Source organism: Streptomyces sp. MB09-01 (assembly GCF_033794505.1).
Lineage (GTDB): Bacteria > Actinomycetota > Actinomycetes > Streptomycetales > Streptomycetaceae > Streptomyces.
The window spans coordinates 1-12,390 of sequence record NZ_JARAYQ010000241.1; the positions used below are offsets into that span (position 1 = coordinate 1).

The 12,390-nt window shown below is 72.6% G+C and carries 11 protein-coding genes; 7 read left to right on the plus strand and 4 right to left on the minus strand.

What is annotated here, in order from left to right; genetic code table 11:
• Positions 1 to 8 precede the first annotated feature (8 nt).
• On the plus strand, positions 9 to 1,706 hold the full coding sequence (locus PV721_RS34410) for a chitinase (RefSeq protein ID WP_416371246.1): 1,698 nt from the start codon (positions 9 to 11) through the stop codon (positions 1,704 to 1,706).
• A 124-nt stretch (positions 1,707 to 1,830) separates the two neighbouring features.
• The gene (locus tag PV721_RS34415; RefSeq protein WP_319731334.1) at positions 1,831 to 3,162 is read left to right on the plus strand and encodes a M14 family metallopeptidase; all 1,332 of its coding nucleotides are present in this window, start codon (positions 1,831 to 1,833) and stop codon (positions 3,160 to 3,162) included.
• Positions 3,163 to 3,230: 68 nt separating this feature from the next.
• Here PV721_RS34415 and PV721_RS34420 read toward each other — a convergent pair whose 3' ends face one another.
• The gene (locus PV721_RS34420) at positions 3,231 to 3,659 is read right to left on the minus strand and encodes a RidA family protein (protein ID WP_319731335.1); all 429 of its coding nucleotides are present in this window, start codon (positions 3,657 to 3,659) and stop codon (positions 3,231 to 3,233) included.
• Positions 3,656 to 4,408 (minus strand): IclR family transcriptional regulator, encoded by a 753-nt coding sequence (locus PV721_RS34425; RefSeq protein ID WP_319731337.1) that lies wholly within the window; start codon positions 4,406 to 4,408, stop codon positions 3,656 to 3,658. The genes PV721_RS34420 and PV721_RS34425 overlap by 4 nt, the downstream gene beginning before the upstream one ends.
• Positions 4,409 to 4,577: 169 nt before the next feature.
• On the opposite strand from PV721_RS34425, the gene PV721_RS34430 reads away from it, so the two are divergent.
• The 3 genes from PV721_RS34430 to PV721_RS34440 are packed head-to-tail and all read left to right on the plus strand — an operon-like array spanning position 4,578 to position 8,495.
• Positions 4,578 to 5,864 carry an alanine racemase gene (locus tag PV721_RS34430; protein WP_319731339.1) on the plus strand — a complete coding sequence of 429 codons (1,287 nt, stop codon included), beginning with the start codon at positions 4,578 to 4,580 and terminating at the stop codon, positions 5,862 to 5,864.
• A gap of 10 nt (positions 5,865 to 5,874) precedes the next feature.
• Positions 5,875 to 7,455 carry a D-aminoacylase gene (locus PV721_RS34435; protein WP_319731341.1) on the plus strand — a complete coding sequence of 527 codons (1,581 nt, stop codon included), beginning with the start codon at positions 5,875 to 5,877 and terminating at the stop codon, positions 7,453 to 7,455.
• Between the two features lie 23 nt (positions 7,456 to 7,478).
• Positions 7,479 to 8,495 (plus strand): YdcF family protein, encoded by a 1,017-nt coding sequence (locus PV721_RS34440; protein WP_319731342.1) that lies wholly within the window; start codon positions 7,479 to 7,481, stop codon positions 8,493 to 8,495.
• 88 nt (positions 8,496 to 8,583) lie between these two features.
• Here PV721_RS34440 and PV721_RS34445 read toward each other — a convergent pair whose 3' ends face one another.
• On the minus strand, positions 8,584 to 9,927 hold the full coding sequence (locus tag PV721_RS34445; protein WP_319731344.1) for a carbohydrate-binding protein: 1,344 nt from the start codon (positions 9,925 to 9,927) through the stop codon (positions 8,584 to 8,586).
• Between the two features lie 184 nt (positions 9,928 to 10,111).
• On the opposite strand from PV721_RS34445, the gene PV721_RS34450 reads away from it, so the two are divergent.
• Positions 10,112 to 10,297, plus strand: coding sequence for a hypothetical protein (locus PV721_RS34450; protein ID WP_319731346.1), 186 nt, complete (start codon positions 10,112 to 10,114; stop codon positions 10,295 to 10,297).
• Positions 10,298 to 10,443: 146 nt separating this feature from the next.
• Here the strand turns inward: PV721_RS34450 and PV721_RS34455 are convergent, their stop codons facing one another.
• On the minus strand, positions 10,444 to 11,397 hold the full coding sequence (locus tag PV721_RS34455; RefSeq protein WP_319731348.1) for a LysR family transcriptional regulator: 954 nt from the start codon (positions 11,395 to 11,397) through the stop codon (positions 10,444 to 10,446).
• 106 nt (positions 11,398 to 11,503) lie between these two features.
• Between PV721_RS34455 and PV721_RS34460 the strand changes: the two genes are divergently transcribed.
• Positions 11,504 to 11,950 (plus strand): nitroreductase/quinone reductase family protein, encoded by a 447-nt coding sequence (locus PV721_RS34460; RefSeq protein ID WP_319731349.1) that lies wholly within the window; start codon positions 11,504 to 11,506, stop codon positions 11,948 to 11,950.
• Positions 11,951 to 12,390: the final 440 nt, after the last annotated feature.

Below are 12,390 nucleotides of genomic sequence, written 5' to 3' on the forward strand. Positions count from 1 at the left end.
GAGCCCACGTGAACCGCATACGCTCCCTCGCCCTCCCCCTCGCCGCCACCCTCACCGCAGGCGCCCTGACCGCCCTCGCCGCCGGTACCGCACAGGCCGCGGACGTCAACGTCGCCCGCAACGGCGGCTTCGAGTCGGGGCTCGCCAACTGGTCCTGCACCGGCGGAACCGGGGCCTCCGTCTCCTCGCCCGTCTACGCCGGAGCCGGCGCCCTCAAAGCCACCCCGGCCGGGCAGGACAACGCCCGCTGCAGTCAGACCGTCACGGTCAAGCCGAACTCGGCCTACACGCTCAGCACGCAGGTCCAGGGCAGCTACGTCTACCTCGGCGCGACCGGCACCGGCACCCAGGACGTGTCCACCTGGACCCCCGGCTCGGGCGCCGGCTGGCAGAAGCTGTCCACCACCTTCACCACCGGCCCGAGCACCACCCAGGTCACGGTCTACACGCACGGCTGGTACGGCCAGCCGGCCTACGTCGTCGACGAGTTCAGCGTCTTCGGACCGGACGGCGGCGGCACGGACCCCGGCCCGAGCATCCCCGGGGCTCCCGCCGGGACCGCCGTTTCCGGACAGAGCGCGAGCGCTCTCACCCTTTCGTGGAACGCGGTCGGCGGGGCGGCCGGCTATTACGTGTATCAAGACGGCGTCCGCGTCCGGACCGTCACCTCGGGCGCCTCCACCCAGATCACCGGGCTCGCCGCCTCCACCTCGTACTCCTTCCAGGTGAGCGCGTACAACGCCGCGGGCGAGGGCGCCAGGTCGGCTCCGGTCACCGGCACCACGACCGGCACCGGCCCCGGCCCGGGCCCCGGCCCGGCCGTCCCCAAGCACGCCCTGACCGGCTACTGGCAGAACTTCGACAACGGCGCGACCGTCCAGAAGATCTCCGACGTCTCGGCGCAGTACGACATCATCGCCGTCTCCTTCGCCGACGCCACCACCACGCCCGGCGCCATCGCCTTCAACCTCGACTCGGCCGGTCTCGGCGGCTACACGGTCGCCCAGTTCAAGGCCGACATCGCCGCGAAGAAGGCGGCCGGCAAATCGGTCATCCTCTCCATCGGCGGCGAGAAGGGGACCATCTCGGTCAACGACTCGGCCTCAGCGAACAACCTCGCGAACTCCGCGTACGCCCTGATGCAGGAGTACGGCTTCACCGGCATCGACATCGACCTGGAGAACGGCCTCAACCCCACCTACATGACGCAGGCGCTGCGCTCCCTGTCCGCGAAGGCCGGCCCGTCGCTGGTCATCACCATGGCCCCGCAGACGATCGACATGCAGTCCACGCAGGGCGGCTACTTCAAGACGGCGCTCAACATCAAGGACATCCTCACCGTCGTCAACATGCAGTACTACAACAGCGGCTCGATGAACGGCTGCGACGGCAAGGTCTACTCCCAGGGCTCGGTGGACTTCCTCACCGCCCTCGCCTGCATCCAGCTGGAGGGCGGCCTCGACCCCTCCCAGGTGGGCATCGGTGTCCCGGCCTCACCGAGCGGCGCGGGCAGCGGCTACGTCTCCCCGACCGTCGTCAACAACGCCCTGGACTGCCTGACCAGGGGCACGAGCTGCGGATCCTTCAAGCCGTCGAAGACCTACCCGGGGCTGCGGGGTGCGATGACCTGGTCGACCAACTGGGACGCCAAGGCGGGTAGTGCTTGGTCGAACTCGGTGGGTCCGAAGGTCCACGGGCTCCCGTAGGCGGTACCTGTGGGGGTGGCCGGATCGGTTCGGCCCGCACGGCGGGTCCTTGACCGGAACATGCCATGAGAGCACGCTGTGCGCGTCCGCACGGCTACCCCCACACTCCCACCCAGGAGAACGCATGCGGCTCCATACCCGTCGGAGGACCGCCGTCACGGCGGCCCTGCTGGCGCTCGCGCTGGGCGCACCCGCCTACGGCATGAGCGCAACGGCATCACCACCGCCCACCCCGTCCACCGCCACCCAGGACGAGGCGATCGTCCAGTACCGGATCCACGGCCCCTCCACCGCTGCCGACCGCACCGCCCTGCTCCGTACGGGCGTCTCGATCGACGAGGTGGACGACCACACGGTCGTGGTCAGCGCGGACACGATGCAGGCCGGGAAGCTGAAGGCACTCGGCTACAAACTGACCGCGCTGCCCGGCCCCCCGGACCGCTCCGTGCCCGGCATCGCGGCCAGCCCGATGGACTTCCCCTCGGCGGACTCGAAGTACCACAACTACGCCGAGATGAACGCGGAGATCGACCAGCGCATCGCCCAGTACCCCGCCATCATGAGCAAGCGAGTGATCGGGAAGTCGTACCAGGGCCGCGACCTCATCGCCATCAAGATCAGCGACAACGTGGCCACCGACGAGGCCGAGCCCGAGGTGCTCTTCACCCACCACCAGCACGCCCGCGAGCACCTGACCGTCGAGATGGCTCTCTACCTGCTCAAGGAGTTCGGCTCCAAGTACGGCACCGACTCCCGGGTCACCAACGCCGTCAACGGCCGCGAGATCTGGATCGTCCCGGACCTCAACCCGGACGGCGGCGAGTACGACATCGCCACCGGCTCCTACCGCTCCTGGCGCAAGAACCGCCAGCCCAACAGCGGATCCTCGTACATCGGCACGGACGAGAACCGGAACTGGAACTACAAGTGGGGCTGCTGCGGCGGCTCCAGCAGCAGCAAGAGCTCCGAGACCTACCGGGGCGCGGCCGCCGAGTCGGCGCCCGAGGTGAAGGCCGTCTCGGACTTCGTCCGCAGCCGGGTGATCGGCGGCAAGCAGCAGATCAAGGCCGCCATCGACTTCCACACGTACAGCGAGCTCGTCCTGTGGCCCTTCGGCTACACCTACAACGACACCGCCCCGGGCCTGACCGCCGACGACCTCGCCGTCTACAAGAAGATCGGCACGAGCATGGCGGCGAGCAACGGCTACACGCCGGAGCAGTCGAGCGACCTGTACATCACGGACGGCACCATCGACGACTGGCTGTGGGGCAACCAGAAGATCTTCTCCTACACCTTCGAGATGTACCCGGAGAGCGGCGGGGGCGGCTTCTACCCGCCGGACGAGGTGATCGACCGCGAGACCGCGCGGAACAAGGACGCCGTGCTCCAGCTGCTGGAGAACGCGGACTGCATGTACCGCTCGATCGGCAAGGAAGCCCAGTACTGCTCGTAGCGCACGCGTGAACGGGGCGCCCCGCCGCCAGGGGGGCGCCCCACCCGCACGTCCCGCCCGGCCGCGGCTCAGCCGAGGACGGCGAGGGCGTCGATCTCGACGAGCAGCCCGGCCGGCAGGCCCACGTACACGGTGGTGCGGGCGGCGGGGGCCTCCTTCAGGCCCTGCTCCTCGAAGTACGCGTTGTAGATGTCGTTCATGTCGGCGAAGTGCGCGGTGTCCGTGAGGTAGACGCGGATCATCATCACGTCGTCCCAGCTCGCGCCGCCCGCCTCCAGCACGGAGCGGACGTTCTCCAGCGTCTGCAGGGTCTGCTCGCGCAGCGTCGGTCCGGCGGGGGTGGGCGGCTGCCCGTCGACGTGCGGGAGGAAGCCGACCTGGCCGGCCACCTGGAGGATGTTCCCCTTGCGCACGCCGTGCGAGAACCTCGCGGGCGGGACGGTGTGGGTGGCGGGGGTGATGGCGGTCTTCGCGGTTCCTGCGGTGCTCGCGGTCACGGTCTCTCCTGTGCTCCTGAATAGTCCTGGCTGATGGCATCGGCGGTACCGAGTACCTGCGGCAGCAGTTCGAGGAGCCCCTCGGCGGAGACGACCACGCCGGGCGCGGAGACGGACAGCGCGGCGACGACCCGCCCGTCCGGCCCGCGCACGGGCGCGCCGAGGCAGTTGACGGACTCCTCGTGCCCGCCGAGGTCGGTGGCCCAGCCCTGCTCGCGCACGAGGTCCAGCTCGCGGAGGAAGGCGGCCGCGTCCGGCGTGGAGCGGGGGGTGTAGCGGGGGTACTCGATCCGCTCGGCGAGGGCCCGGCGCTCGGCCTCGGGAAGGTCGGCGAGGAGCAGCTTGGCGACGGCGGCGACCGTGAGGGGCACGGGCCTGCCGATGCGGGAGTACATGCGGACGGGGTTGCGGCTGTCGACCTTGTCGACGTACACGACCTCGTCGTCCTGGTGGAGGGCGAGGTGAACGGTGTGGCCGGTGGCCCGGTTGAGCTCCACGAGGTGGGGGTGCGCGATCTCCCGGACGTCGAGGTTCTCCATGGCCTCGGCGGCGAGCGCGAAGAGCTTCGACCCCAGTCGGTAGCGGCCGTCGGCCTGGCGGTAGACGAGCCCGTGCTCGTCCAGCGTGCGCAGGAGGCGGAGGGCGGTGCTCTTGTGCACGCCGAGCTCGTCGGCGACCGCGCCGAGGGAGGCCGGGCCGTTCGCGAGCAGCGGCAGGATCCGGAGCGCCCGCTCCACCGACTGGCTCATCGCTCGTCCCCTTCCGCACCCGTCCAGATCAACCCGGCTCCGCAGGGCCCCGGGCTCCGCCCCGGCAACGGCGCCGCGCGTTGACCCACCGTCACCCGGGATGTTAGACAGCATGCAGCGACATACGCAACGACCGTTGCATACCGCGCAATCCCCGGGAGGCACCCGCATGGCCAGCGACAGCGACCCCGTCAAGGACCTCGCCGACGAGCCGGTCGACCACCGGTTCAAGGGGCTCCCGCCGGATGCCCAGACGCAGGGCCTCACCGTCGGGCAGCTCGCCGCCCAGCGCCGGGACCTCCACACGGGCGGCTTCACCACGCCCGTCCTGACGCTCGACGCCGACGCGCTGGAGCACAACCTCTCCGTCCTCGGCGCCTACGCCGCCCGCCACGACCTCGCCTTCGCCCCGCACGGCAAGACCTGCATGTCGCCGCAGCTGTTCCGCCGCCAGCTGGACCACGGCGCGTGGGGCATCACCGCCGCCGTCCCCCACCAGGCCCGCGTCTACCGCGCCTTCGGCATCCAGCGGATCTTCCTCGCCAACGAGCTCGTCGATCCCGCCGCCCTGCGCTGGGTCGCCGGCGAGCTCGCCGCCGACCCCGACTTCCGCTTCGTCTGCTACGTCGACTCCGTGCGCGGGGTCCACCTCATGGACCGCGCCCTGCGCGACGCGCCCGCCGTCGTCGACGTGGTCGTCGAGCTCGGCGCCGGCGAGGGCGCCCGCACCGGGGCCCGTACCGAGCAGGACTGCCGCGCCGTCGCCGACGCGGTCGCCGCCACCGCCACCCTGCGCCTGGTCGGCATGGGCGGCTACGAGGCCGAGGTGCCCGACGCCGACCCGGCGAACGTCCACGCGTACCTGCGCCGGCTCACCGCCCTGGCCGTCGAGTTCGACAAGGCGGGCCGGTTCGCCCCCGACCTGGAGGAGATCGTCGTCAGCGCCGGCGGCTCGGCCTGGTTCGACGCCGTCGCGGACGTCTTCGCCGAGCTGCCGGAGCTGTCCCGCCCCACGCTCAAGCTGCTCCGTTCGGGTGCGTACGTCTCGCACGACCACGGCTGGTACACCCGTCTCACCCCCTTCAACCGCCATCCCGAAGAGGGCGGCCTGCGCCCGGCGTTCCGGCTGTGGACCCAGGTGGTCTCCCGCCCCTCCCCCACCCAGGCCTTCGTCAACGCGGGCAAGCGCGACATCGCCTACGACCTGGGGCTGCCCGAGGCCGAGCTGGTGCGCGACGCGCTCACCGGCGTCGAACGCCCGGCCACCGGCGTCCGCGTGGTGAAGCTGTCCGACCAGCACGCCTGGCTGGAGACCGACTCGGCCGACGACATCCAGGTCGGCGACCTGGTGGCACTCGGCATGTCGCACCCCTGCACGATCTTCGAGAAGTGGCCGCTGATCCCGGTCGTGGAGGCCGACGGCACCGTCACCGACTACGTCCGCACCTTCTTCTAGGAACGGACCGGTGGACCTGGTCATACGGGGGGCCCGCGTCGTCGACGGCACGGGCGGGCCCTCGTACACCGCGGACGTCGGCGTCCACGAGGGCCGGATCGCCGAGATCGGCTCGCTCCCCGGGGGCCGCAGGACCCTCGACGCGCACGGCCTCGCCCTCGCGCCCGGCTTCGTCGACATGCACGCCCACAGCGACCTCGCCCTGCTCCGCGATCCGGACCACAGCGCGAAGGCCGCCCAGGGCGTCACCCTCGAAGTCCTCGGCCAGGACGGCCTGTCGTACGCGCCCGTCGACGACCGGACGCTCGCCGGGGTACGGGCCGCCGTCGCCGGCTGGAACGGGCCGGGCGACGACGTGGACTTCGACTGGCGCACGGTCGGCGGCTACCTCGAGCGTCTGGACCGGGCCCACGGTGGTCGCGGCATCGCCGTCAACGCCGCCTACCTGGTCCCGCAGGGCACCGTCCGTGCGTACGCCCTCGGCTGGGACGACCGCCCCGCGACCGGGGCCGAGCTGGACCGGATGCGCTCGCTGGTCGCCGACGGCCTGGCACAGGGCGCCGTCGGCATGTCCTCCGGCCTCACCTACACGCCCGGCATGTACGCCTCCGGTGCCGAACTGACCGAGCTGTGCCGGGTGGTGGCGGAGTACGGCGGCTACTACTGCCCGCACCACCGCTCCTACGGCCACGGCGCGCTGGCCGCCTACGCCGAGATGGTCGCTCTGGCCCGGGAGGCCGGCTGCGCCCTGCACCTGGCCCACGCCACCATGAACTTCGGCGAGAACGAGGGCCGCGCCCCCGAGCTGCTCGCCCTGCTCGACGCGGCCCTGGCCGAGGGCGCCGACATCACCCTCGACAGCTACCCGTACACCCCCGGCTGCACCACCCTCGTCGCCCTCCTGCCCAGTTGGGCGAACGAGGGCGGCCCGGAGACGGTCCTGGCCCGCCTGCGCGACGACGCCCAGGCCGGGCGGATCCGCCACGCGCTGGAGGTGGAGGGCGCGGACGGCTGCCACGGGGTGCCCGTCGACTGGTCCACGGTCGAGATCTCGGGCGTCGCCGATCCCGCCCTCGGCGCGTACGTCGGCACGCGCCTGGACGGCTGGGAGACCGCCCGCCGGCTGCTGCTGGACGACCGCCTCGCGCCGACCGTCCTCCAGCACGTGGGCCATGAGGAGAACGTGCGGGCGATCATGCGCCACCGCGTCCACACCGGCGGCTCCGACGGCATCCTCCAGGGCGCGAAACCTCACCCGCGCGCCTACGGCACCTTCCCGCACTACCTCGGCCACTACGTCCGCGAACTCGGCCTGCTCTCCCTGGAGGAGTGCGTGGCGCACCTGGCCGGCCGCCCCGCGGCGCGCCTGCGCCTGCCCGACCGGGGCCTGGTCCGCGTGGGCCACCGCGCCGACCTCGTCCTCTTCGACCCCGGCACCGTCGCGGCCGGGTCCACGTACGAGCAGCCGCGGGTGCTGCCGACCGGAATCCCGCACGTCCTGATCGACGGGCGGTTCGTGATGCGCGACGGGCGCCGGACGGACGTGCTGGCCGGGCGTTCCGTGCGCCGCACCGCACGCGATCTTCGGTAAATCAGACACCTACGATGGGCGGCATGGTCGCCTTCGCCCTCGCCGCCCTGCTTTTCCTCGCATTCTGCATAAGCGTCCGGCAGGACCGGCGCCGCTTCAGCAACGCCGTGCTCCTGGGGCTGACCTTCCTCAGCGCCTGCTCCGCCCTGTTCCTCCAGGTGGGCAAGCTGCCCACCTGGGCGGCCGTCACGGTCGTCGTGCTCGCCTTCGCCTCACCCGCGTTCGGCACCCTGGCGCTGGGCGTCTTCCTCGTCCGCAACGGGGTGACCATGGTCCGCAAGGAGGGCCTGCGGCCGGCCAACCTGCTGTCCATGCTCGCGGGCCTCGCGATCTTCGCGCTGATCGCCTTGCTGGTCCTCGTCGGCGTGGTCGGCTCCCCCGTACTGGGCGGCATCGCCGGAACGCTCACCGTGGTGGCCGGCTACGTCTCCTTCGTCTTCTTCTGCTTCCTCGGCTACGCCTTCCTCTACGGGCGGATCAAGGTGCGCGGCGACGTCGACCACGTGGTCATGCTGGGCTCGGGCCTGATCGGCGGGGACCGCGTGCCGCCGCTGCTGGCCTCGCGCCTGCGCAAGGGACAGCAGATCTACGAGGGCCAGCTGGCCCGGGCCGGCCGGCCGCCGGTGCTGCTCGTCTCGGGCGGCAAGGGCTCGGACGAGAAGGTACCGGAGGCCCGGGCGATGGCGGACTGGCTGATCGCGGAGGGCGTGCCGGCGGAGCACATCGTGCTGGAGGACCGGTCCACCACGACCGAGGAGAACATGCGCTTCAGCCGGGAGCTCATGGAGGCGCACGATCCGGCCTACCGGTGCGTGGTGGTCACCAACAACTTCCACGCCTTCCGGGCCGCGATGCTGGCACGCAAGACCGGCGTCAACGGGCAGGTGGTGGGCTCCCCCACCGCGAAGTACTACTGGCCGAGCGCCACCATCCGGGAGTTCGTCGCGGTCTTCTGGGAGCACCGGACGGTGAACCTCGCTATCTGCGGCCTGCTGGCCGTTCTCGGCGCACTCGGCACGCTGGCCGCCGTCCTCGTCTGACCCCGTCCACTCGGCCGAGGACGCGCTCGAGGACGGAGGTGCCGTGACTCCCCCCTTGGCAGCCACGGCACCGGCACCCTCCCGTTCGCTACAGGCGCTGCCAGAGCGCCGGGACGTTCGGCGGCTCCCAGCCCGTCTGCGCCTGGTGCCCCTGGATGCAGCGGTAGCTCGCGCCGCCGTGGGTGACGGTGGCGCCGGCCGCGTAGACGGTGCCCGCCTTCCAGGTGCCGCCCGGCTCCGGCTCACCGGGGCCGGGGCCCGGGTCGCCGCCGGTGACCTTGAGGGTCAGTCCGTACGCCGACAGGATCGGGTTCAGCGGCTGGAAGAAGGTGGTCCCGCCGCTGGAGCAGTTGCCGGAACCGCCCGAGGTCACCCCCTGGGCCTGGCTCCCCGAGATGTAGGAGCCGCCGGAGTCGCCCGGCTCGGCGCAGACCGTCGTACGGGTCACGCCGGAGATGGTGCCCTCGGGGTAGGTGACGCTGGTGTTGTGCTGCTGGATCGTGCCGCAGTGCCAGCCGGTCGTCGAGCCGGAACGGCACACCGAAGCCCCGACCGGCTGCAGCACCGACCCCGTGACCTGCACGTTCGCTCCCCCGCTGCCCTTCACGTACGGGGTCGAGGCCCACTGGGCGTTGGCGGCCACCCAGGCCATGTCGTTGCCGGGGAAGACCGAGGCCTGGAAGGAACCCTGCGCGACCTGGTTGAAGCCGCTGGTGGTGGTGCCGGCGCGCCCGCAGTGCCCGGCGGTGGCGAAGCCGTCGGTGGTCCCCTTGGTGACCGGGAAGCCCACGGAGCAGCGGCCGCTGCCGTTCATGTAGTAGGCGTCCCCGCCGCGCAGGTCGTAGAGGGGACGCGGGGACCCGGCCGTACGGACCACCGTGACCAGGGCCGGGTCGGTCCCGGTGGCGGCCAGCAGGCGCGCGGCCGCTCCCGGCTCGGCCTCTTCGACGACGAGCGTGTTGGAGCGCGGGTCGACGTACCGCACGGGGGTCCCGGCGGTGGCCGCCCCGTCCAGGGCGGCCCTGGCGGAGTCCAGGTCGGCGAGGGTGCGGGTGACGAGCCTGACCGTGGCCCCGGTGGCCCGTATGGCGGCGGTGTCGACGGCGCGGGTGGTGGCGACGGTGAGGGTGGCGGCGTCGGCGCCGTCCACCCAGGCACCGGCGAAGGCGGCGCCGAGCCGCATCCGCAGCCGGGCGGCGGTGGCCCCCGCCTCGGCCTCGTGCGCGAGCCGGGCCCTGGCCTGCGCGGGGGTCAGGCCGAGGTCGCGCTGCATGGCGGCGAGCAGCTCGGGCGGGGCGTCGGCGGTGCGCAGGGTGGTCGCCGCCGAGGGGGCGGCGGGGGCGGAGTCGGCGGTGGCGCCACTCGTCCCGGCCAGCAGCAGCCCGGCGGCGGCCAGGGCGGTACACGCCGCGCGGGCGTGTCGCTTGAGCATGGGGGATCTCCTCGGTTTCCGGTGGGGTCTGCGGAAACCGTAGAAATCCGAACCGGCCTGCGGGAGCTGCCGGTTGGCCCCTCCCCCGGTGTTATGCCCGGGGCGTCGCGGCGGCCGACGTGCGTTCATGGGCCGGTGGCCGGACCATGGGGCCAGGGGAAGGGGAAACCGTAGGAGGTACGCGATGGTCAGTGAACCCGACGAGCAGCCCACACGGTCGGACCGGCTCTTCACGGGCGGGGAACGGCCGTACGACCCCGAGGACCTCGTGATGGTGACCGGCCACGACCCGACTCCGGAGCGGGTCGCGAAGGCACGCGAGCTGATCGAGAAGGAGGGCCCGCAGGTCATCGAGCGGTACCTGCCGTAGGCAGGCCGCACCAAGGCTGCCCACCGCCCCCGGCCCCGCCGGGGGCGTCCCGCGATCCGGCCCCGCCGGCGTGCGAGGCGGGGGCCCGGAGCGGAGCCCCGGGAGCCGGAGCGGAGCCCCGGGAGCCGGATCGGCAGCCGCGCGAGCTACGCCGCAGACCGCGGCGCCGCCTGCCGCAACCCCGCGCCGCCCACCCTGGCCAAGGCCTCCGCGTGCGCGGCCCTCGCGTGCGCCAGCACCCCCGCAGCGCCGGCGGCAGCCCCCGCCGCGGGGTGCCAGCCCAGCAGGTGGCGCCACACCAGCGGAGTCCCGGCCAGCGGCCGCGTGACCACCCCGGGGGTCGCCGGGAAGGTCGCCCGGCACAGCCCCACCGCCCGCCCGACCTGCACCAGGTGCACGCACGACGCGGTGTCGGTCTCATAGACGCAGGCGGGCGTGAAGCCGGCCCGTACGCAGGCCGCGGCGAAGCAGTCCCCGAAGCACCCGTCGCCCGGTACGTCCGCCCACGCCTCGGCGGCCAGCTCGGCCAGCTCGACCTCTCCGCGCGGGGCGAGGGCCAGCGGATGGTCCTCGGCCAGCATCACGTGCACCGGGTCCCGCGCCACCTCCATCCATGCGAGGCGCCCTGGCTCGGGCGGCGCGCTCTCCCCGCAGACCCCCACCAGCGCGAAGTCCAGGCGCCCGTCGGCGACGCTCCCGGCGACCTCCCGCTCGGACCAGGAGGTGTACGTGGTCACCGGCACCCCAGGTGCCTCGCGGGCGAGCCGGTCCACGAGCCCGCCGAGCAACGGCCCGTGCGTCCCGCCGAGCCGGTGGCCCTGCCCCGCCCCCTGCCGGGCGAACCGCTGGGCTTCCTCCTGCAGCTCGCACACCGCGGGCAGCAGCACCCGCGCCCGCTCCAGCACGAGCTCCCCGAGCGCGGTGGCCCGTACGCCCTCCCGCCCGCGCACGAACAGCGTCCCGCCCAGCGCCCGCTCGATCCGCTTCAGCTGCGTGCTGAGCGCGGGCTGCGCGAGGCCGAGGACGGTGGCGGCCCGGGTCAGACTCCCGGCGTCGGCGACGGCCCTGACGATCTTGAGGTGCCTCAGCTCCAGATCCATGCCACGAGCTTGGTCCAGACCTGAAGGCGTGCGCTACGGGTCGTGCGCATCCAGAATCGTTAATGCTCGTTAGCCGCCAGGGGGCCACAACCCTAAGGACAGGTAAATGCACGCACTCGATGTCGACTGGGACCACCCCACGGACCCGCGACCCGGACCACGGCTCGACCACGTCCGCGCCTACGTGACCACCGCGGGCGCCGACGGGCACCTGTGGCACGGCGTTCCCACCCTGCTGCTCACCACGGTGGACCGCGCCACCGGCCGCACCGTCCGCACCCCGCTGATCTACGGCGAGGACGCCGGCCGTTTCATCGTCCTGGCCGCGGGCCACGGGTCCGCGGACCACCCGCACTGGTACCGGAACCTCACGGCCCACCCGGAGGTCCGCCTGCAGGTCGGGGCCGCCACCGTGAAGGCGACGGCGCGCACGGCCACGCCGGAGGAGCGGGAGACGTACTGGGACATGATGACGGCCCTCTGGCCCCCGTTCGAGGACGACCAGTGGGCCGCCCGGCCGCGCCAGATCCCTCTGGTGATCCTGGAGGGGTAGCGCGTACGGATCTCGCATGGACCGCGACCGAGCGCACTTCGAGGTCGTCGCGCGCCGGGTTGCCGTTCGCCCGCAGCCGGTATTCGGAGCCCGTGCAGTTCGCCCCCCTGTAGACGGTCACCGGGGTGTCGGTCCCGTTGTGCGGGCCGTAGCCGGGCAGCAGCTCGTCGTCCAGGGCGAACGCGGCCAGGGCGGCGGCCGCGGCGTTGCGGAGCTTCATGGGGAGGAATTCCTTCCGAGGGGCTGGGGCGTGCGGGCACGACCCTAGGAGGACGGAACGGGACGAATCGATCCTCCAAGATCGCTCGGCGTGGCGCGCCCGCAGCGCACGGCCCGGCCGGGCCCTAGGTGTATTGATCACGAGCGTTGTTAACAGTGTCGGGTCTTGATCATGGCGAAGACCTCCGGTGTGGTGGAGGTGTCTAGGCTCCACACCACGC